Origin of the sequence: Alkalibaculum bacchi (genome assembly GCF_937875145.1) — a bacterium.
GTDB classification, from domain to species: domain Bacteria; phylum Bacillota; class Clostridia; order Eubacteriales; family Alkalibacteraceae; genus Alkalibaculum; species Alkalibaculum bacchi_A.
Window position 1 is genome coordinate 1 of sequence record NZ_CALNCS010000211.1, and the last position, 22,282, is coordinate 22,282.

The 22,282-nt window shown below is 34.3% G+C and carries 23 protein-coding genes and 1 tRNA gene; 1 reads left to right on the forward strand and 23 read right to left on the reverse strand.

The window, feature by feature from the left end; all coding sequences use genetic code 11:
- Window positions 1-61 precede the first annotated feature (61 nt).
- From Q7P22_RS12295 to Q7P22_RS12315, 5 genes are all read right to left on the reverse strand, one after another.
- A complete protein-coding gene (locus tag Q7P22_RS12295) occupies window positions 62-424 on the reverse strand; it encodes a VOC family protein (RefSeq protein ID WP_303864568.1) in 363 nt (120 codons plus the stop codon).
- A gap of 381 nt (window positions 425-805) precedes the next feature.
- A complete protein-coding gene (locus Q7P22_RS12300; protein WP_303864571.1) occupies window positions 806-2,620 on the reverse strand; it encodes a heme NO-binding domain-containing protein in 1,815 nt (604 codons plus the stop codon).
- 286 nt (window positions 2,621-2,906) lie between these two features.
- Window positions 2,907-3,551, reverse strand: coding sequence for a DNA alkylation repair protein (locus Q7P22_RS12305; protein WP_303864573.1), 645 nt, complete (start codon window positions 3,549-3,551; stop codon window positions 2,907-2,909).
- 204 nt (window positions 3,552-3,755) lie between these two features.
- On the reverse strand, window positions 3,756-3,932 hold the full coding sequence (locus Q7P22_RS12310; protein ID WP_170128155.1) for a hypothetical protein: 177 nt from the start codon (window positions 3,930-3,932) through the stop codon (window positions 3,756-3,758).
- Window positions 3,933-4,318: 386 nt separating this feature from the next.
- On the reverse strand, window positions 4,319-4,417 hold the full coding sequence (locus Q7P22_RS12315; RefSeq protein WP_242981681.1) for a putative holin-like toxin: 99 nt from the start codon (window positions 4,415-4,417) through the stop codon (window positions 4,319-4,321).
- Window positions 4,418-4,532: 115 nt separating this feature from the next.
- Between Q7P22_RS12315 and Q7P22_RS12320 the strand changes: the two genes are divergently transcribed.
- Complete coding sequence (locus Q7P22_RS12320) at window positions 4,533-4,910, forward strand: phosphatase PAP2 family protein (protein ID WP_369695535.1); 378 nt, start codon at window positions 4,533-4,535, stop codon at window positions 4,908-4,910.
- Window positions 4,911-5,050: 140 nt separating this feature from the next.
- Here the strand turns inward: Q7P22_RS12320 and Q7P22_RS12325 are convergent, their stop codons facing one another.
- From Q7P22_RS12325 to Q7P22_RS12410, 18 genes are all read right to left on the reverse strand, one after another.
- Window positions 5,051-5,662 carry an N-acetyltransferase gene (locus Q7P22_RS12325; protein WP_303864576.1) on the reverse strand — a complete coding sequence of 204 codons (612 nt, stop codon included), beginning with the start codon at window positions 5,660-5,662 and terminating at the stop codon, window positions 5,051-5,053.
- Window positions 5,649-5,840 (reverse strand): hypothetical protein, encoded by a 192-nt coding sequence (locus tag Q7P22_RS12330; RefSeq protein WP_113919755.1) that lies wholly within the window; start codon window positions 5,838-5,840, stop codon window positions 5,649-5,651. The genes Q7P22_RS12325 and Q7P22_RS12330 overlap by 14 nt, the downstream gene beginning before the upstream one ends.
- Window positions 5,841-6,242: 402 nt before the next feature.
- Window positions 6,243-6,319 (reverse strand) — tRNA-Pro (locus tag Q7P22_RS12335).
- 255 nt (window positions 6,320-6,574) lie between these two features.
- Entirely contained in the window at window positions 6,575-8,047 is a 1,473-nt protein-coding gene (gene spoIVA / locus Q7P22_RS12340; protein WP_303864579.1) for a stage IV sporulation protein A, read from the reverse strand.
- 368 nt (window positions 8,048-8,415) lie between these two features.
- On the reverse strand, window positions 8,416-9,444 hold the full coding sequence (locus tag Q7P22_RS12345; RefSeq protein WP_303864581.1) for an NAD(P)H-dependent glycerol-3-phosphate dehydrogenase: 1,029 nt from the start codon (window positions 9,442-9,444) through the stop codon (window positions 8,416-8,418).
- A gap of 1 nt (window position 9,445) precedes the next feature.
- Entirely contained in the window at window positions 9,446-10,774 is a 1,329-nt protein-coding gene (gene der / locus Q7P22_RS12350; RefSeq protein ID WP_303864583.1) for a ribosome biogenesis GTPase Der, read from the reverse strand.
- 11 nt (window positions 10,775-10,785) lie between these two features.
- Window positions 10,786-12,093 carry a DUF512 domain-containing protein gene (locus Q7P22_RS12355; protein ID WP_303864585.1) on the reverse strand — a complete coding sequence of 436 codons (1,308 nt, stop codon included), beginning with the start codon at window positions 12,091-12,093 and terminating at the stop codon, window positions 10,786-10,788.
- Between the two features lie 277 nt (window positions 12,094-12,370).
- Window positions 12,371-12,556: a hypothetical protein gene (locus tag Q7P22_RS12360; protein WP_303864587.1), complete on the reverse strand. Its 186-nt coding sequence runs from the start codon at window positions 12,554-12,556 to the stop codon at window positions 12,371-12,373.
- A gap of 3 nt (window positions 12,557-12,559) precedes the next feature.
- Window positions 12,560-13,471, reverse strand: coding sequence for a YIEGIA family protein (locus Q7P22_RS12365; protein ID WP_303864589.1), 912 nt, complete (start codon window positions 13,469-13,471; stop codon window positions 12,560-12,562).
- 367 nt (window positions 13,472-13,838) lie between these two features.
- Entirely contained in the window at window positions 13,839-14,495 is a 657-nt protein-coding gene (gene phoU, locus Q7P22_RS12370) for a phosphate signaling complex protein PhoU (RefSeq protein ID WP_303864591.1), read from the reverse strand.
- Between the two features lie 33 nt (window positions 14,496-14,528).
- Window positions 14,529-15,287, reverse strand: coding sequence for a phosphate ABC transporter ATP-binding protein PstB (gene pstB, locus Q7P22_RS12375; RefSeq protein ID WP_303864593.1), 759 nt, complete (start codon window positions 15,285-15,287; stop codon window positions 14,529-14,531).
- A 15-nt stretch (window positions 15,288-15,302) separates the two neighbouring features.
- Entirely contained in the window at window positions 15,303-16,493 is a 1,191-nt protein-coding gene (gene pstA / locus Q7P22_RS15020) for a phosphate ABC transporter permease PstA (RefSeq protein WP_369695536.1), read from the reverse strand.
- Between the two features lie 9 nt (window positions 16,494-16,502).
- Window positions 16,503-17,390, reverse strand: a complete 888-nt coding sequence (pstC, locus tag Q7P22_RS12385) for a phosphate ABC transporter permease subunit PstC (protein WP_303864605.1) — start codon at window positions 17,388-17,390, stop codon at window positions 16,503-16,505.
- 160 nt (window positions 17,391-17,550) lie between these two features.
- Window positions 17,551-18,408, reverse strand: a complete 858-nt coding sequence (locus tag Q7P22_RS12390) for a phosphate ABC transporter substrate-binding protein (protein WP_303864595.1) — start codon at window positions 18,406-18,408, stop codon at window positions 17,551-17,553.
- Between the two features lie 278 nt (window positions 18,409-18,686).
- Window positions 18,687-20,453: an ATP-binding protein gene (locus tag Q7P22_RS12395; protein WP_303864597.1), complete on the reverse strand. Its 1,767-nt coding sequence runs from the start codon at window positions 20,451-20,453 to the stop codon at window positions 18,687-18,689.
- Window positions 20,454-20,461: 8 nt separating this feature from the next.
- Complete coding sequence (locus Q7P22_RS12400; RefSeq protein ID WP_303864599.1) at window positions 20,462-21,151, reverse strand: response regulator transcription factor; 690 nt, start codon at window positions 21,149-21,151, stop codon at window positions 20,462-20,464.
- A 189-nt stretch (window positions 21,152-21,340) separates the two neighbouring features.
- Window positions 21,341-21,766: a SoxR reducing system RseC family protein gene (locus Q7P22_RS12405; RefSeq protein WP_303864601.1), complete on the reverse strand. Its 426-nt coding sequence runs from the start codon at window positions 21,764-21,766 to the stop codon at window positions 21,341-21,343.
- An 87-nt stretch (window positions 21,767-21,853) separates the two neighbouring features.
- Window positions 21,854-22,282: amino acid--tRNA ligase-related protein (locus Q7P22_RS12410; RefSeq protein ID WP_303864603.1), on the reverse strand; the 429-nt coding region annotated here is incomplete at its 5' end.

Consider the following 22,282-nt stretch of genomic DNA (forward strand, 5'->3'; position numbering starts at 1 on the left):
CTTATTATAATATTAATAAATTAAGCACCTGACCACCTGACCACCTGACCACCTAATATAACTATTTAGGAAATACTCTTAACTGAATAGACACGCCATTTGGATCGTATACATAAAAATAACAAGTATCGTCCCCTGGGTTATGAATAGGAGATGGGTTAAGGCCTTTGTCTTGTGCTAGCTTATGCATCTCATCAAGCTTATCTGTTTCAAAGCAAATAAACATCCCCTTGCCTTCAAAGGTTTGACCTTCTGGCATATAAAGGAGCTCAATTTCCGTTTCCCCTTCCCCATTTGTCAAAAACGCCAACTCTGTAGGACCTGATGTAAAACGTCGTGAGATCTTTAGTTCTGTAATTGTTTCATAAAAACTTATGGATTCTTCCATATTTTTAACTCTTAAAGTAATGTGTTTAATGTGCATATTTACACTCCTTTTCTTTTGCTGATATTTCTTTTGCTGATATTTCTTTTGCTTATTTATTCTAACACACTCTGTAAAAGCTAGAAAGTGCACAAGTTCGCCTTGGCGTTACCTCAATCAATAACAAATACTACTCTACTACCAAGGTCTAATGGACAGCAATTTTTACTCCGAATTTTGGAGGTAGATATATAGACATTGATCGCTTATATATCTATGATTTGCTAGATGTCTCAGAAAATCAATTTATACACCTAGATGATAAATTCTCTTGGCTTGTAAAGGAAAAGAAGCATAGTTTTTTTAATATTAAAAGGGGCATTCCACTAGGATTTGAAACATCCCTAGTGGACACCCGCCTTATATTAATTCTAACCAATCTTATATTTTATATTTTTTGAGTTCAAGCTTAAAGCTACCAATCAGACTATCTAGTAGCCGTATATACTCGATTAAATCTATTACTTGCTGTGAATATTGGATAACATTTGCACTCATCTCTTCAGAAGATGCAGAATTCTCCTCTGCTATCGCTGCTAAAGAATGTATTTGCCCCATAACCTCCTGCAAATTTCTGGTTTCATTAGATAGTCGAGAGATTAAATGGACTATCACATCTGAAACGCGAATAATATTACCTGTAGAATTCTCATTATCCTTAGTGACCTTCCCTAAGGTCATGTTGCTGTTTTCTAATTGAGTATATTGATTTTGGATTCCTTTCACAAAACCTTCAATTTGTGTAATAAAATACTGCAAATTCTCATTGATATCTCCAACCGCTTGCTTTGTGTCTTCCGCCAAATTTCTTATCTCTTCAGCTACTACAGTAAACCCCTTCCCTGCCTCTCCAGCCCTTGCTGCCTCAATCGAAGCATTTAATGCTAGTAAATTAGTTTGATCGGCAATGGCTTCTACTGTAGCACCTATATCCATGATTTTGTTCACCTGAATAGATAGCTGCTTACCTTGCTCATTAACAGTAGAAAAATTATCTCTTACTGCATTTATCATGCTATTTACGTTTTGAATTTCACTTTGAGAAGCTTTTAAATGATTTACAGATTCTTCTAAATCATCTTTACCTTTTGTTTCCTCTTCTACAATAGCATTTAAGGATTCAATATAATTCATCAATACGGAAACTGCCCCTTCTGTTTCTTCCGCCTGATGAGTTGCACCACTGGCCACATCGTTGACAATTAAAGATATGGATTCTGATAACTTCTTAAGATTATCGGCAATATCGGAAAATTGTTTGATGTAATTATCCATATCGTCCATTCCACCCTTAAGAAACAAAAAGTCTTTTTTTATGTACTCCTTTGAGTCGTTTAGTAAATGAAATACATCCTCGAATTGATCTTGAGTATAATACTTTGATTTATAAGAAAAGTCATAATCCTTTAAAGCAGAAATATCATCTTCTAATTTATGCAAAGGTTTTAGCGTAATACGCGCTGCTATATAAACAACAATTCCCATACATGTACTGAGAATCAAATTTGGAACGATAGAATCCATTTTATGAAATATAAAATGTCCCACAATATTGAGGAGTGTAGGGATGAATGCAATTTTTAACGGCAAACTTTTTATCTTGTGAAGACCTAATAGTTTAGAAAGAGGAGCATTTATAATCGAGTCCGGATTTTTTTCAATGGACAAATGAATCTTCATAAAATGCCTACCATCTTCCATCTTCCCTCTATCTAGTTCTGTAATTTCAATCTTTTCATTAAAATATTCAGAACTCCCTTCAAATAATCCAAGCAGATAATCGAATAATCCTCTTTGGGATATATATTTTATTTCAATTTCCTTCTCATTGATTTCCGTTGCAATTAATCGAGGTGGATTTGCACCTGAAATGATTTTCGTCAATTGATGATGTACATCATCCATCATGATTAAAAATCCTCTTAAGCTATTCCTTTCAAAATATGAGGGAAACCATTTTTGAAACATTTCAATATTTTGATTTCCCACTTTCCTCCATATATTTTTTACAGATTCGTTTGTATCTTTAGAAACCTGCGTAAATACTTGAAAAATCTCTTCATCAGGGATATTTTCAAGGGGATGAATAATACGAGTCTTATCCCAATGAACGGATGCAAGTGCAGAATCTACAACTTCATCAGAAAAAATTTTGCGCAAGCTGTTTAACCAAGTAGTGACAATAGTTCCCTTCATATGCTCTCTGTCCTTTCAAAAAAGTTAATTGTACTTTATCATATCGTCCACTTTTTCAAACTTTTAAGACCTACCGTTTTTATATTCCTATTTGCTAATTAATAAAAGGCTCCTTGCACATAACACCATGCCGATTATTTGGCGTAAACACGCAGTTTCCTTATAGCTTAATATATTATTAATAATACCCTTGACGGAAGGTCAAAGACCTCCCCTACAACCTCAATCCAATCAGTAGGGGTGCGCCCGTTTACACGACACATTTTTCTACAATTATGTTATTATACTAAATGTATTTACTGCCTTCTCTTATGCTTAACTTAGAGAGTTCACTATGCTCGATAAAAGCTCTAACCCATTCCTTATTTGTTTTAGAATATTCTCTCAAAGCCCATCCTATAGCTTTATTTATAAAAAATTCCTCTGTTTGTGAATTACATATAATTGCTGTTCCCAAAAACTCAGTATCTGTTTTCTCTTTATACTTTAATTGAAAAATAATAGATATTCTATTCAACCATATATTATCGGATTTCATCCATTTTAATATATGGCCTTCCTTTACTTCTGGATATTTCATGGCAATATGCCCTACGATTTTATTTATGGCATCTACACTATCCCACCAGGACTTTATAATTAGGAGTTGCGTGATCCTTTGCATATCATCTGGTGTGAATAGGTCAATTACCTTCTCCATATAATCTATTGCCAAATATTGAAATTCTCTTTCTGGCATTTTAAAGCATTGATGAATAAATTTCCAATCAACTTCTGTATCCTTTTTTCTCTCACTAAGAAATGCTTTAGATATGGCTGCTCTCTCTGGTTTCTTTAAGCCTAGGAATGAAAAAAGATTTTTCATATATTTAGCCATAGACACAGCTTGTGTTTCATTTTTATTGTTGTAAAATTCTTCAAATATGTTCATATGTATTCATCCTTTATTTAACAACTAAGGGGCTAATCATTCCAAATCTTTCGCAAGTTTTTGATTACTCATTGGACTAGTTGCCGCAAAGCATTCACAGATTATTTCTCCATCAGAAGATATAATATCCAAACCTTTTAAGTTCCAAAATGATATAAGGCACTCTGTTATTGAGCACTTACTCATAGATTACAATAGTTATATTTACTTTTTATAAAACTTATTTCGAATAAAAGTAACAATAATTGAAATCAATATCCCTATAAACATATACTTCAATAAATTTGTTCTTTTTTCAGGTGTTAATAGTATGGATATAATTGTAGTAAACATAAATAAAATTACTACTTGTTTTATAAAATGACTTTTTCTTGTATTCATTATTAATTTTCATCTCCTAAACTCACAGTAATTTAATTTACATTTTATGCTATAGGCATTTGGGAACGATGACCTTTTACTTTAAATTTTAGGAGAGGGAAGTCACCAACACCATATGCTCGTTATCCTCATATTCCTTTGCATTAGTGTTACCTCAATCAATAATTAATTTCACCCTACCTACAATACCACCTTCAAGCATAACTGTAATCATCCATTCTTTCATGTTCTTTCTTGTACTAGTTTCCCTAAAAAATTAATACGTGAATGATGTTTACATGAAATTTTTATGTGGTATAATACAAATAAGAGAAGGGGTAATCGAACCGCTTGGTGGGGTTACCACAGAAATTATTACTTAATCACCCTGCGGCTAGGCAGGGTGATTATTTTTTATGTTTGCTATCCCTATCTAAATAGGAGATAAGTGATATTAGTAATACTCCAAAGCTCATCATTAAAGATAAAGCTTGATATGTACTCATATCACACCACCTCCCTTCTTTCATATGTAAGAGAAGTGGCAATCACACCTGCTTTTCGATTACCTAAGTTTATATTACCATAATATTACAATATGCTTCAATAATATATGCAAAAATGTCGAGGGCGTATATTAACGCACTTACCTTCATAAAATACTTTTTCCATCGTGCTCGCCCAGATTCCTATCGATTGATTGTGATTAGTGGATACAGCTTTCCTAGTGGACATGCAATGAATGCATTTGCAGTATACGGAATCATTACTTTCTTGTTATGGCATCGTATACCTTCCCATTTAGGACGTATGATTCTCATTTTGATAAGTAGTGGACTTATTATTATAATCGGTGCAAGTCGGATTTATCTAGGTGTTCACTATCCAAGTGATATTATTGGGGGATATTTTGCTAGTGGTTTTTGGCTTTCGTGTGCTATTTGGTTTTTTCAAAGATACAAAGAAAAGCAATCCCAAAGAAAGCGTTTATCGGATTGAACGATATAGAAATGTTCATCCTGTTATGCAGCTTATACTATGACCTTTGTCTGATTTTCTCATGGAATCAATACATAAAGCTGATATCATAATTCACAATGGTAAACAAAAGCCCAATCCGAAAATGGAAAGGGCTTATTTTATGTATCTAAATATTTTAACATTTGTATATAATATTTCGTATTTGACTTGTCCAGTTCATCGCCATCTAATTCACGTTTTCCAAAATTAACAAAACCATTCTGACGGTAGAAGTCAATTAACCTTTCATTATCCTCGCATTCCAGATACACGACTTTTCCACCAATTTCGTTTTGGATCCCTTTTACCTTATCACAAGCCATTTTAAGAAGTTCATCACCAGTAATTAAACGGTTATATGTATTTGTATAGTTTTTTCCTAGTTGGGCTATTAAAGGAGCAGTAATTTGATATCTCTTCAATTCATTATCATATCTGGCGAATTTTGAAATTCTTCTTCTCAGGCGATTACTTAATGAGGATTTTTTAAGAAAAAAGAATTTCGTTGCCAGAGTAAAATACCCTATCAGAACCAACTCGTCTTTATATGATGTGAATATTAAATGTGTTTTTGACAACCCTTGTTTAGAAAACTCTATCGCCTTGTGTCTTAAAAACCATTCAACATCCTTGTTATAAGGGCATGAATATGTAGAGAGGATGAGTTTTACATCATCCTCTCCTAGTTCTATAACTAAATCATTTAGATTTACATGTTTATACCCTGTCATTATCATCTGTTACCTTAAATATTTCCTTGATTTGATCTTTTGATATTTCGGAGTATGATTTCTTATACGTAACTTCTTTACTTTTTTTGTTCTTAGCGTTCTCTAACGCTAGTACTAATCTACGACCAGAATTTTTTTCTTTAATATTAATGTTTTTCAAGATACTCTTTGTTGCCATTTTATCGCCTCCGATAACTCTAACACATTTAAGTAGCATTGAGTAAAAATCGCTAACATGCCGTATTTTTATTATTGACAAATTTATTAAAAATAATAAACAAACTCAAATTATATGTTTTCATACTATACTTTACTGTATTATTCTTCTTAAATTTATTATATTCAAGGTGAATCTTTTTTGCAACAGTTCTATAGCAAAAAATCAAATAATACAAAAACAATAAAATGGATCTATCTAATTATCCTTTCGATATTTGACATTATTATTTTGTCCCTAAAAAACAAAAGCCCAATCCGAAAATGGAAAAGGCTTATTTATACGAATTAAAAAAACAATAAGGTTAAATTAAGGATAAAAGGCTAATTTAAAAATCATATAAAGCCTTGAAAGTACTGATAATGGTCTGAGTGAGAGGATTCGAACCTCCGGCCTCGTGAACCCCATTCACGCGCGCTACCAAGCTGCGCTACACCCAGACAATATAACTATTATAATCATTACAAGATAAAATTTCAAGTACAAGTTGCACTTGAAATTTAGAATTGAGAATTAAAGAAAGATTGATTTAGTACATGGTATCCGTCTTAGTAGTTAGGTTGTAGGGATCCTTCACTAGCACTTAAGATGACTCAAGCAGTAGCTAGGTAGAACTTGCTACTTCATAAAATAGAGGCGAACAAAGTTCGCCTCACTAGGCCACTACTGGTGGCTAACATGGTTTTGCTGACACCTTAAATAATAATAAAAACAATTCCTCTACCATTTTCATTTAATACTCTCGACAACGTTCTCTTGATCTTCTCTTGATGGTCTTCAGACATTCTTCCTACTTTACCATTTAAGTTGTTCATAACCAGTTCGTTAAGATTCTTTCCGAAAATCTCCATTTCCCACATTTTAGCTGGATCCTCTTCAAAGAGTTCTTTCATTTCGTTCATAATACGCTCGCATTCAGCTTGTGAGCCCACAAATGGGGTAACTTCAGTATCTACTTGAGCATTGATTACGTGAATAGATGGTGCACTTGCTTTTAGTTTTAGGCTATAACGATTTCCTTTGCCGGTTACCTCTGGATTTTCTAGTTGAAGTTCTTCTGCGTCAGGTAGTACAATGCCATAACCTCTGCTCTTTGCACTATCAAGAGCGCTTCTAATTCTGCTGTATTCAACACTCATTTCAGACAATTTTCGTATGTAGTTGAGCAAGTCTAGTTTATTATTTAATTCCTGACCTGCATTTTCATTTAAAGTATTGTAGAAGATCTTTTCCTCTACATATATATCAAATGAAACTTCCCCTTTTCCAAGATCTAAAATGCCAGTGCGTATTCCTATAGATTCGGTTCCTGCTGTGGGATTACTTAAGATATCTCTTATTTTAACAGAGCCTTTCACCTTATTTTCAATGATATCCATCATGCTTTTCTTAATAGCATTTTCTTCATCAATGGCCTTAAACCAAATAGGCACATTAAATTTAATTTCTTTAATTGGAAATTCATATAATACTTCTTTTAAAATAGTGTTGATATCGTTTATTTCAATATTAGCAATATCTACAGGAATAACGCTAGTATTATACTTTTCAGCTAATCTGTCTTTTAACGCAGCAACGTCTTCGCTATCTGGGAATTTAGTATTTAGCACGATGACAAAAGGTTTGTTAATGGCCTGTAGTTCTTTAACCACTCTTTCTTCTGCTTCAACATACTTTTCTCTTGGTATGTCTAATATGCTACCATCAGTAGTTACAAGCATGCCAATTGTAGAATGATCCTTAATAACCTTTTGAGTTCCTGTCTCTGCAGCCTTTTCAAAAGTCATTGGTGTTTCACTCCAAGGAGTCATAATCATTCTAGGGGTGCCATCTTCAACAGATCCAATTGCGTCATCAATAAGATATCCAACGCAGTCAATTAATCTTACTTTCATATTCACATTAGTACTCTCGTCAAACTGAATATTTACAGCCTCGTTTGGAACAAATTTTGGCTCTGTAGTCATAATGGTCTTACCTGATCCACTTTGAGGTAATTCGTCTTTTGCCCTCAAGGCTTGAAATTCTTCCTGTATGTTTGGAATAACCAACTTATCCATGAATTTCTTGATAAAAGTTGATTTTCCAGTCCTTACAGGACCAACTACACCAAGATAAATATCGCCATTTGTTCTATTGGCTATATCTTCATATACATTAAAGTTCATTACACTTCCTCCTCGATTCATTGTCCATTAATAATATTTATTCAGAGGAAGCACATATATGCTATTTTTTTAAAAGATATTTTTCTTGCCTTCTACGGTGCCATTCGTTATGAGTTCTAAGTAAGAAAGTGCCTTTAGCACTTTAGTCGCTAGTCCTAGCATTAGGATATTCCTTTAGGGTCAAGATTTTTTGCTTGCGCTCAAGAGACATTGGCAGGAGATTTGCCAAAAGCAATACTTTCTTACAATCTAAAAAAAGAACACATTTCAATGTATTCCTTTTTTAGATTAATATCATATAAAATGAAAATCCTGTATAAAACAAAATCATCTATCATGTTTTAAGGTTTTACATAGAACTTAAAACTTTATTTCCATCCGTGATAATAAAGACTATTTATTTCTTCAATTTCGTTTTTCTTCTTTCGAGTCATCATATCATTAACGACTTCCTTTACGTCTGCATTTTCATATAATACATTATATATAGCAGTAGTAATAGGCATGTCGCAGTGGTATAGATTTGATATTTGGTAGGCAATTTTGGTAGCGTTAATTCCCTCTACGACCATACCAATTTCTTTTAAGACATCTTCAAGAGGCTTTCCCTCACCTAATAATATTCCTGCCCTTCGGTTACGGCTATGCATACTTGTACAAGTTACGATTAAATCGCCTATGCCCGTTAAACCTGCAAAGCTTTCGCTTTTTGCTCCAAGGACTTTACCTAGCCTGCTGATTTCTACAATACCTCTGGTCATAAGAGCAGCTTTGCTATTATCTCCATAACCAAGTCCATCAGACATACCTGCTCCTAAGGCGATAATGTTCTTTAAAGCTCCTCCTAATTCTACACCTACAATATCTGGATTCGTGTACACTCTAAACGTATCTGTAGAAAAAACTTCTTGCAGATACTCAGATTTCTCTCGACTTTCTCCTGACACAACTACTGTTGTAGGAATCCCCTTAGCAACTTCTTCTGCATGACTAGGTCCTGATAATACGTAGACTTCATTATAAGGTAAAACTTCATTGATTACTTGAGATAGTCTCAAATAGGTATCAGCCTCTAATCCCTTAGCTAGATTTACGATAATTTGATCACTATTAACATATGGTTCTAAGCTTTCACAAACATTTCGTACGGCCTGAGATGAAACGGCTAGAACGATAACCTCTGCATCTATAAGGGCTTCTTCTAAATTTACAGTAGGATGAATATTCTCATCTATTGTAATTCCAGGCAAATATTTTGTGTTTTCTCTTTTTTCTTTTATATTGTTAATGATTTCTTCACGTCTATGCCAAAGAGATACTTCATATTCCTTTTTCCCTAATGAAGTAGCAATAGCTGTCCCCCAACTTCCTGCTCCTATTACTGCGATTTTCAACAAATCACTTCCCATCCTTATCTGTTTTTTCTCGAACTAGAAAAATAATCGGCGTACCAATAAAGCCAAAAGAATTTCTAACTTGGTTCTCTAAGTATCGAACATAGGAGAAATGTATTAGTTCCTTATTATTCACAAATAATATAAAAGTTGGCGGCTTCACGCTAGCTTGTGTAGCATAATAAATCTTAAGCCTTCTCCCTTTATCTGCTGGTGGTTGATTTAAAAGTATTGCTTCACTAATAATATCATTAAGCATACCCGTTGTAATTCTCTTTGCATGTTCGCTTGCAACCTGTAAGACAGTCTCCATTATTTTATTGACTCTCTGACCCTCTAAAGCAGATATATAAAGAATAGGAGCATAACTCATAAAGGATAGAGTTTCTCTTATATCTTTTTCAAAGCTCTTTGTAGTATGGTTGTCCTTCTCGATCTTGTCCCATTTATTTACTACAATAATAGAGGCTTTCCCCCTGTTATGTGCAATTCCAGCTATTTTAGCATCTTGTTCTGTAATGCCATATTCTGCATCGATTAGGAGCAAGCAGACATCTGCCCTTTCTACAGCTGTAACAGCTCGAAGAATACTGTATCTTTCAATTTCATCATAGATTTTATTTTTTCTTCTAAGACCAGCTGTATCGATGAGCACGTATTCTTCTCCGTAGTATTTAAAGGAAGAATCGATGGCATCTCTTGTAGTTCCAGGAACATTGCTTACAATTACTCGATCTTCGCCAAGCAATCTGTTAACAAGAGTAGATTTTCCTGCATTTGGCTTGCCTAGAACGGCAATTTTTAATCTTTCATCTTCTTCAAAATCTACTTCGCTTCGTTCGAAAGATTCTACGACGTCATCTAATAAATCTCCTATCCCTAAGCCTTGCTCTGCTGAAATAGAGATGGGTTCTCCTAAGCCTAGATTATAAAATTCATAGGAATTTCGATCTAATTCTTTTGTCTCTATTTTGTTTACTACTAATATAATGGGCGTACTTGTCTTGCGAATCATATTGGCTACTTCTAAGTCGGCAGCCGTCATCCCTTCTCGTCCATCTACTAACAATAATATGACATCTGCCATGTCGATTGCTATCTGAGCTTGTCGTCTCATCTGAGACAAAATAATATCCTTAGAAAAAGGCTCGATACCCCCTGTGTCAATCATTGTAAATTTGTGCCCTAGCCACTCGCAATCAGCAAAAATCCGATCTCTTGTAACACCTGGTGTGTCTTCGACGATTGAAATTCTGGAACCTGCAACTTTATTAAAAAGAGTAGACTTTCCTACATTAGGTCTACCTACAACTGCAACTATTGGTTTTTGCATTATTTTTCTCCTCAGTATAATAACTTTTCTATAAATTCTATTCCATCTATTTCAACAGGAATACAGGGAACACTTAATTTCTCAGAGAGCTCATGTACTGTTACATCATCTAAGAATTTATCTCCTTCAAAGCGAAGCATATTTGCTGGAAATAGAACCTGACTTCCTAATTGGTGTTTTTCCAGTTCAGCAATAATATCTTTTCCAGTAACTAATCCTGATACAGTGATATCAGAACCAAAGAAGATATTTGGAATTTCTACAACTTGAATATTCAGATCTTGGTACTTACCCATAATCTTTTGAACAATACGATCCATTATGGGATATGCTAAAACCCCTGTAATTACCGTAATATCTTTTTCTTTCACTTTTCCTTTTGTATCTTCTAAAGCGGTATAACACTGATTCGTAAATAGAGAGACCATGCCTACTCCATTTTCCAATTGAGCAAAAGAATCATAATAATCCACAGGAGGAATATTTATATTTCCTTTTAAGAAAAACTCGTCACTGGCATAAACTACATTCTTTCCAATTTTTTCTTGCATTTGGGTTTGATAATGATCAATTTGTCTGATTACACCCATACACTCTTCTCTTGTAAAGGTTCGTATAGGATTTAACTGGTCTCTATACTTTGTAAGCCCTACAGGAACAATTGAAATCGAATTGATATAAGGCACCATCTGCGTTAAATCCTTAAGTGTCTTGTCTAATTCTTGACCGTCATTGTACTCTGGAACAAGGACAATCTGTATATTCATATGAATTTTATTATCGTAAAATTTTATTAATGCTTCATTAATATTGTACGCTTTTTTATTGTGGAGCATTTTGACTCGAAGTTCAGGATTGGTCGTATGAACGGAAATATTGATAGGTTCAAGGCGGTATTCAATTAATCGTTCGATGTCCTCTTGGGATAGATTTGTTAAGGTCACGTAATTGCCATAAAGAAAAGACAATCTAGTATCATCGTCTTTAAAGTATAGAGTATCTCTCATCCCCTTGGGCAATTGATTGATAAAACAAAAGACACAATTATTGTGACAACTCTTAGGCTTATCGATCATCTCTTCCTGAAAAGTGATTCCTAGAGGCTCCTCATAATCTTTTTCGATTTCAAGCTGCCAAATCTCTCCGTTTGCTTTTTGTATTTCTACTAACAAAAACTCATCATTGATCAAATACCTATATTCTAATATATCCCTAGGTTTTTTCCCATTGATGGTAAGCAACTTATCCCCTGCTTCAATATCAAGTTCTTCTGCAATACTTTCTTCATCAATTTTTACAATTAAAATATCTTCTTCCATTATTCCATCCTTTTATTAATTCTTTATGTATATTATCATTTGTGCCAATTAAAGGCAAGCTTTTTGGCCGGGCATTCCTTCGGGGTCAGCCATTAGCCATCAGCGTTCAGCATTCAGCTACCAGTATCAAAGGCATTCCTCTGGGGCCAAAAGGATAGCCGCCAGCCATCAGTTAAAGACATTGGACAGCAACCAGCCATCAAATCAAAACTCTACAGCTACCGAAGGTAGCTAAAGTACTGGTCGCTGATGGCTGGCGGCTAGTTGCTTTTTTTCCTTAGTGCTGGACGATAATAAAGCACTCATTCTCCACATCGTGAATCATTGCCAGTGTAATCTTTGATAGGAGCATTGCTGTTTTTTCCGCTTCTTCTTTGCTTTCTGCATAAAAGACGGGGGGACCGCTGTATAACACTTTTTCTTTATTTGTTGTAACAATTGCGACAATCGTTTCCTTAGCCATCTACTACCCTTCTTTCTTTTCAGAACCATCTGGTTTTCTTCTAGCACTTTCAAGAACTGGTACATTTTTTGCAATTACAATACCGTCGCGAGGGATATTGTTCATGGTTAGAATAAACAAGCTAATATTACCCGTGCTTGGTTCTCGCCTTGCTAATGGAGTAAAATCTGGTTCATCTACATCTTTTCGTATACCCAACTGACTTGCTAGATTGTGTATAATTGCTTGTCTCTGTCCAATATTGGCTAGCGTTGCCACGGCGTTTTCGTCTTTTGGGTAAATGGTAATACCCATACCCTTTTCGAGTATAATATCCTTAGATACTTGGTAACCAATGTTCATAATTACAACCTCATCTACCATAAGAAGAGGACCCTTAAAATGAATTTTGCCTTCTTTTATATCAGCAATATCTGCAATGGTATTTGGTTTTAGAATGCTTTTTAAAAATAAAATCAAAAAAAAACCAAAGACGATCTCTACAATCAGTAATAGAAATACCTCTAATTCAAAAATATGATTTAATATAGAGGATATCGTGCAGACAGAGAAAGAGGTTAAGAAAGAAACGTAATTTCTCGCTTCAAATCGCTTGGCAATATCTTCAATATACGCCTCACCTCTTCGAACTAATTCCATGTTTTCAAGTCTTTCTAAGCTATCTCTTTCCATGCTTCGTATGTCTTTAAATTGTGCTGTAGCAAGCGCTAGAAAAGTCACAGCTCCATAGTCCTTAGTTAAAAAGGCTGGGGTAACCACTGCTCCTAGGCAGGCTGCAACAAAACCAAGAATTAAGTGAGAGACAAAGGATTGTGGATAGCTAGGGTATTGCCTATAATCAACGCGTATCATGAGCACTCTAGCCAAAGTCCCCATTATAATCGCAATAAAAATGACTGAAATTGAATTTTCCATAAAAATCACCAAAAGCCTAAAGATTTATTCTAGATAATCTTTAGGCTTTCCTAAAATGAGTATTTCATACTTGTTAAGTTGTAAGTTCTGGCGTAGCTCATCATTACTTGATAAAGAAGTACTACTTCGTTAATTCGAAGCTAAAGCGCAGAATGCGGAAAGCTGAAAGCGGAAAATTCTTCAGCTCATTATCGGTGACTATTTTGTTCAGGTCAAGATCCTTCGCTACGCTCAGGATGACTGAGCAGAAGCTTAGGCTAAAAACAGATCTCTCAACAAGAATTCTACCTATAAAGTTCCGCTTTCAGCATTCAGCTTTTAAGCTTTTGCTTACCACCTGACCACCTTGTCACCTTACCACCTGATTTTAAAAATCCTTATACTCCCCAGTGACCATATAATTAACAGACTCAAATATATTAATTGCGTGGTCACCTACTCGTTCTAAATGGCTCGAAACAAATATAAATTTTGAATACTGCTCTATCATGTTGGCATCACATGACATTCTTTGAACTAAGTCTCTACGAAGATTATGATGAGCATTATCTACTTCTTCTTCTAATGCTAATATTTCCTCTACTTGCCTAATGTCTAAGTTGATATAAGAATCGATGCATTTCTTTACTAATTCAATGACGATTTCAGACATTCTCTTAATTTCATTAATTTCCTTTAAATTAATTTTTTTATCCAACAAATCTTTTGTTACATTTGCGATATTTACTGCATGATCTCCAATTCGCTCTAGATTATTGATGATTTTAAAAGCAGATGTAACTCTTCTTACATCTGAAGCAACAGGTTGCTGGGTTGCAATAATTAAGACACATAGTTCTTGTATTTCTATTTCCTTTCCATCTACCATATCATCTCGTTTAATAACCTCAACTGCTAAGTCTTTGTCGCGATTTGAAAGAGAATCAATGGAGTCTCTTAACATATCTTCTACAATAGAGCCCATTAACAATATTTCATTGTGCAAGCGCGTTAATTCATTTTCAAACACTTTTCTCTGTACCAAAATTATCACCTCTACCTTTATATATTTTTATCATCAACCAAATCTACCAGTAATATAATCCTCTGTTCTCTTATCACGAGGTTTTGTGAAAATATTAGAGGTAATATCGCTTTCAACGACCTCTCCTGATAAGAAGAACGCTGTATTGTCTGATATTCTGGCTGCTTGTTGCATGGAGTGGGTAACGATAACGATGGTGTAATCTTCTTTAAGACTTTCCATCAATTCTTCAATTTTAGAAGTAGCAATAGGGTCTAGAGCTGAAGTCGGTTCATCCATTAATATGACCTCTGGTTCCATAGCCACTGCTCTTGCAATACAAAGTCTTTGTTGTTGTCCACCAGATAAGCCTAGTGCAGATTTATTCAAACGGTCTTTTACTTCATCCCAAAGCGCCGCCTGTTTTAAACTTTTTTCAACCAATTGATCTAATGTAGCTTTATCCTTAATCCCTTGGCATCTTGGGCCGTAGGCAATATTATCATAACAACTCATAGGAAAGGGGTTTGGTCTTTGAAAAACCATGCCGACTTTTGTTCGAAGTTTAATAACGTCTATATCACCATAAATATCTGTATCATCTAAAGCCACTACACCATCGATTTTTACCCCCTCAATGAGATCGTTCATTCTATTCAAGCATCGAAGTAGTGTGGATTTCCCACAACCAGAAGGTCCAATGAATGCAGTAACCTTTTTTTCTACAATATTTAAATTTACATTAATAAGGGCCCGGAAAGTGCCATAATATAAATTTAAGTCTTTTATAAAAAATTTATTTCGATCTTTCAAGTTTTATTCCTCCAATTAATAATTCGCTCTATTAAATAAGCGAGTAATAAGCTTTGCAATGATATTTAGTACAATTACTAATAATATTACCACAATTCCTATAGCACACGCCATTTCAATATTGCCTTCTTCTTTTGCTAAATAATAAGCTTGTACTGTAAGAGTACTTCCTGAAGAAAACAAGCTATCTGGAATCTTTGCAACGGTTCCTGCGGTCAATAATAGAGCAGCAGACTCTCCAATAATTCGTCCTATACTAAGTATTACCGCTACAAGAATTCCTGGCATAGCGCTAGGAATGATAATCTTTCTAATGGTTTGTAATTTTGATGCACCTACTCCATATGACGCTTCTCTATAAGCGTCTGGGACAGCTTTGAGAGCTTCTTCTGTACTCCGAATAATTGTTGGAAGCAAAATAATACTCAAGGTCAATGCTCCAGAAAGTATAGAAAGGCTAAATTTCAAAAATACTACGAAAAACGCCATACCAAATAAACCAAAGATAATTGAAGGAATGCCCGATAAGCTTTCAGTAGCAAAGCGAATAAGATTAACGAGCTTGCCTGGTTTTGCATACTCTACTAGGAAAATAGCAGCTAAGATCCCTATTGGTGCAGCAATTCCTAAAGATAATAATATCATATATACGGTAGTAACAATATTTGGAAATACGCCTCCGCCTACTGAAACTACTTTTAACTCGATTTTTCCACTTGTTTCTTCTAATAAATCTACGATTTCTTCTAAGGATTTATCTTCTACTTTTTTGCCATTAATTCGATCGAGTTTAAACCCTTCCTTTATAGCAATAGATTTACCTGTACGATCTACAGCTTTACTCATAGGTGATTTATTTTCAACATAAGTGATTATAACATCTGTATTTTTCAACCTTGTGTTTTCTATAATGCCTACCGCTCCACCTATATTTTCAATGTATACTGGTTTCTCTATTATATTATACGTTCTCTCTCTGTACTTTGAGTCTAATAACTTGTCTTCACCTACATCTGATTCTGTGCTTTGTGCATTAAAACTTAAATAATAAGAAGAAGAATTGTACTCATTGACAAAGAAGTCTTTGCTAATTTGGCCTAAGCCTTTTCCAAAAACAAATGCTAAGATGGCAACTAATATTCCTACGCTGATTACGGAGGACAATATGATAATGAATTTTACGATACTATCTTTAATTTTTCTCATACTCTCTCCTTAACTTATTTTCTTTTGGATTATCTTATTTAATGTAAAATTAATCATCATAATAAACACGAATAATACTACACCCGTTGAAAAGAGAAGATCTTGATGCATACCAGATGCGTACCCCATTTCTAGAGCAATATTTGTGGTAAGAGGTCTGATTTTATCCCAAAGAGATGTGGGAATTCCAGCAATTGGATTACCAGCAACCAACATAACCGCCATGGTCTCACCTATAGCTCGCCCTATACCTAATACCACACCTGCTAAGATGCCTGATCTAGCCGCGGGTATAATAACCTTAAAAATCGTCTGTATTTTAGAGGCTCCTAAAGCTAAAGATCCTTCTTTATAAGATGATGGTACTGCGCGAATAGCTGTTTCAGACATCGATACAACAGTTGGCAAAATCATAATAGCTAATACTAAAGTACTCGCTAAAAGAGATTGTCCTTGAGCATAAGGAGAATACCCTTTTAATATACTTACAATGATTGCCAAACCAAATACACCATACAATACAGATGGGATACCTGCTAAAAGTTCAACTGCTGGTCGAATAATATCCGCTAGTCTTTTGGGTGCAAGTTCTGCAATAAAAACCGCTGTTAACAAACCTACAGGCACACCTATAGCAATGGCACCAACAGTAGCAAATATAGACCCTACTATCATATATAAGATTCCAAATTTATTTTGACCTGGTCTCCATTCTAGTCCTGTCAAAAAATCAATTATAGAGTAACCATTCGTTCCAGGCATAAAAGGCTTTAACCCTCTGAAAAAAACAAAAAAGGTAATTGCAAATACGCTAATTACTGCCACAAAAGCACAAAACATAAATACATATTTGAAAAAATTTTCTTTGCGGGTTTTATCTGTCTTGTTATCTTTCATTAAATCCACTAATTTGTCCCCCTGTGATTGATTGAAATTTTATGTAGTAAGAAATTCTTGTTCTCTTACTAAAATACTTATGCTCGAAAATACATTATTATAGAAAATAGGCTCTTTAGAAAGAGCCCTATTTTACTGTCCATTCAATCAGTATTCGTATTTATTTTACAGGAATGCCGCCTTCTTCTTCAACAATCGCCTGCCCTTCTGCACCCATTAAAAATTCGATGTATGCTTTACCCGCATCATTTAAGTTCTTATCCTGGTAAACCATAACGAATGGTCTAGAGACTTTATATGTTTCGTTTAATACATTATCAGTAGTTGCTTCTACCCCTTCAACCGTTAAAGCTTTGATTGTATCATTGATGTAAGTGAACGATACGTAACCAATAGCATTTTCATTTTCAGCTACAGTTGATTGTACATTACCATTTCCTTCAGCAATTGTTGCATTCGCTGTAAGTTTTTCTTCAAATCCTACGATTTCTTCAAAAGCACCTCTTGTACCTGAGCCATCTTCTCTACTAACAACTACGATTTGAGCGTCTTCTCCGCCTAAATCTTTCCAGTTAGTGATTTCACCTTTGTAGATTTGAGCTAATTGTTCAACTGTAATATCTTTTATTTCGTTTGCTGGATTTACAATTGCAGCAATTCCATCATAAGCAAATATTTTTTCAGTTAAGTTTAAGGCTTTTTCTTCTTCTTTAATGTTTCTAGAAGCTGTTCCGATTTGGTATACACCAGAATCTGCATTTTTTACACCGTCAGAAGAGCCCGTAGCATTATATTCAGCAGTTACATCTGGATTTAATGCTGTAAATTCGTCTAAAGTAGCTTCCATAATATTTTTTGTTGAAGTAGATCCACCCGCAACAATTTCTCCAGATACTGTAGTTGTTCCCGTTTCTGTATCTGTTTTGTTTTCTTCTATAGACCCTCCATTGTTTGAACATCCTGTGACTAAAGCAAAACTTAATAGCGTAATTAACATTGCGATTGATAATTTTTTCAAAGAAATTATCTCCTTTCAAATATGTAAGATTAATTTATTACAAAACCAATCTTATCATAAGGTTTATCTTGCTTGGTTTATTCTTCGTTAATACAATGTTAAGAATATGTTAAGTTGTATATCCCCATCCTTTAACTTTTATTTCCTATTATTTAATGCTAGATTGCCTTAAGTATAATATATCCATTGTTCCTTTATAATATGGGCAAATTATAGTCTTTTTCTTTTGATGAGTAGTTTTTACTTTTTTATACTTACCATTAGGAAGATATCTTTTATCAAGTATCCTCCGTATTTAAAGGTATTTCAACAAAAAATGTAGTTCCCTTATCAACTATACTTTCTACTCTAATTGTACTATTATTCACCTGGACAATATGCTTTACAATGGCTAATCCCAAACCAGTTCCACCAGCATGCCTAGATCGCCCCTTATCTACTCTGTAAAAGCGTTCAAAAATTCTTGGCAAATCTTTCCTTGGAATCCCTATGCCATTATCCTGAACTTCAATAATTGCATAACTCTCCTTCATGTACATTTTTACAAGGACACATCCACCATTTTTATTGTATTTAATAGCATTGTCAATAAGATTAATCATGAGCTGTTTAAAATGGTCGCTGTTAAAAGGAACTTCTTTAAGCCCTTCATCTATTTGAATAGATAAACTTATATTCTTATCTTTAGTAAGCCTTTCCATCAAGGAATAGATACTATCCATATAGACCATCACATTTAGCAACTCTTGCTCGGATTGAATTATAGTAGCTTGACTGTCTAAACTAGATAAAGTTAAAATATCTTCCACTAAATGAATTAATCTATTGGTCTCTGAATCGATTATATCGTAAAACTTTATCCTTATATTTTCATCTTCTATATCACCCGAAGTCAATGTTTCGATAAAACCCTTTATGGAAGTAATAGGGGTCTTAAGTTCATGCGTGACATTTGCTACAAAGTCCTTCCGAAGATTTTCATATTTACGAATTTGAGTAATATCTTGTACCACTATCAAAAATCCCGTCTTTATGCTATTAGAATAATGAATTTGTTTTACGTATATACTAAGAATTTTCTCTTTAAATCGATATTCAAAAATATTAATATTGTATTCATCGTACTCAAAATTTTTGATTTTTTCGTACAAGTCATATATTCTAAATGCAGTTAAAATATTCTTTCCTTTGACATCCTCCTTATTTGAAAGATTCAGCATGTGAATAGCAGCATCATTGATGAGTATTATTTGCTCTTTATCATCTGTAGCCACAATTCCATTTTTTACATTGGATAAAACAGACTCTAGCTGAAAGTTTCTTTCCGATAATTTGGCAAAGGAATATTCTAGTCGCTCCGCCATATTATTAAGGGACTCTGTCAAACTTCCGATTTCATCATCTCGAATCATACTAAGGCGCTTTTTATAATTGCCCTCTGATATTTTCCTTGCAAAATCAGTGGTGGCTTTTAATGGTTTAACAATGTTTTTGATTAGTATATAGAAGATTAAGCTACCTGTTATGAGCGTGACGAAAATAGAAATGGCCATATCATTAATAAGAGCATTTGTCACATTTTTTAAGGTATGAAGAGGGATAGAACTGCGAATAGCGCCGATGATTTCACCATCTATTTCAATGGGAATAGCTACATACATCATGTTTACATCTAATGAGTGGCTAAATCTCGTACTCATAGTGGCTGTTCCATTTAATGCCCCTTGAATTTCAGGGCGGTTGCTATGATTTTTCATTGTAGAGCTGTCTGCCTCAGAGTCAAAGTGCACTTGACCATCTTCACTTATGATAGTCAATCTAGAATTCGTTACTCCTGAAAAGCGATTAAACTTCCTTTGTTTATTAATGGATTGAAAATCCTCTATAGTTTGAATATCTAAACGAATCAGCTGTGCTGTTTCCATTAGACGATTTTCCATTACATTGTAATATTCCGTTTTTGCAGTATTGTAAATTCCAAATGCAATTGCACTCATACATAAAAATAATATAACGATAAAATTAATTAATATTCTCTTATACATTTCTCACCTTATGCTTTAAACCGATAACCCACACCTCTTACTGTTTCAATATATTGGGGGTTTGAAGGGTCATCCTCAATTTTTTGACGAATATGGCGTATATGTACATCTACTGTTCGAGTTTCACCGATATAATCATAACCCCATATGGTATCTAGCAAAAAGTTTCGATTGAGTACTTTCCCTCTGTTTTTTGCTAATAATAATAATAGTTCATATTCTTTTAATGTAAGAGCTATTTGTTTGCCATCTTTATATGCGCGAAAAGCATCCTGATGAAGCTCAATATCATCAAATTTAATAATAGTAGATGTTTCTTCTTCGCTATTTACAGACCTTCTTAGTAGAGCCTTTACTCTAGCGATTAATTCTTTTACGCTAAAAGGTTTTGTCATATAATCATCTGCGCCTAATTCTAAGCCTAAAACCTTGTCAAATTCCGTCTCTTTGGCAGTCAATATAATAATTGGTGTCTTTTTGATTTCAGCAGTCTCTCTTACTTCTCTACAGATAGACATGCCATCTTTGTTTGGTAGCATCAAGTCTAAAATCACCAGATTAGGTCTTTGTGAAAGAATTGTACCTATTGCTAATTCCCCATCATCTACGCCAATTACTTCATAACCGTTGTTTTCAAGATTAAATTTGATTAATTCAAAAATATTACGTTCATCTTCTACAACTAGTATCTTATCCATTTTTCCTCCTGTTAATATGCTTTTATTAAATTCTGATAACATTATACCATCTATTATGTTATGTTTATGTTAAATAAATATGAGTTCTACGTTCTATGTAAAAACGTTGGCCACTACTAGTGGCTTTTATGAAATAAAGCTAGCTATTACTACAATTTAAGACAAAAAAACAAACCCATGAATCATGGATCATGGGTTTGTTTTTGTAATGATATTTGTAATTTGTGGTTCGTAGGTGAATGAAAATGTGCCTTTTTTATCAAGTATTTTTATTATAATAAAAGCCACCGCCATAAGCACAAGACCTGAGATAAAGCTTATGATTGGATTTTCAACTTCTCCTATAAATAGGGAAGACAGCATTACTCCTATTATAAAGAACAGTAGTGGAATTCCATAGGCAATTATTGAAGCCATTAATACATTTTTAAAAGCCATCTCTACTTCGACCTTATCGCCTACTTTGGCATTTACTGTATTTAAAACGGTGGTCTCCATAGTGAGTTTATCTTTTCCCACCTGACAAGCACCACAATCTCCGCACATAGCACTACGTTCAATAGTTACCTTAGCCTTTTTTTCTACTATAGAGTCGACTGTACCTATTTCTATCATACTATCACCCCTTTATGTTTTATGCTGTACGCTCTAAGTAAAACCTTAGGTCACCAACGGTGACCACTTGCTTTTACATAGAATGTATCAGTCGTCTAAATCCAATTCAATTCCCAATTCTACTAAACTCTCTTCTTTTGCTGGACCTGGTGCACTGGTCATTAGGCAACCGTGATTTTGTGTTTTCGGAAATGCAATTACTTCTCTGATATTATCAATATCAAGAAGCAACATCATCATTCTGTCTAAACCAAATGCTATTCCTCCATGAGGTGGTGTACCGTATTTAAAGGCTTCTAGTAAAAATCCAAATTGTTCTTCTGCACTCTCTTTTGTAAAACCTAATGCAGCAAACATTTTTTCTTGAAGTTCTTTATTGTGAATTCGAATGCTTCCTCCACCCATTTCAACGCCATTGACGACCATATCGTACGCCTTTGCCCGAACTGCACCAGGATCTGATTCCATTAATGGAATGTCTTCTTCTCTAGGGCAAGTAAATGGATGGTGTTTTGC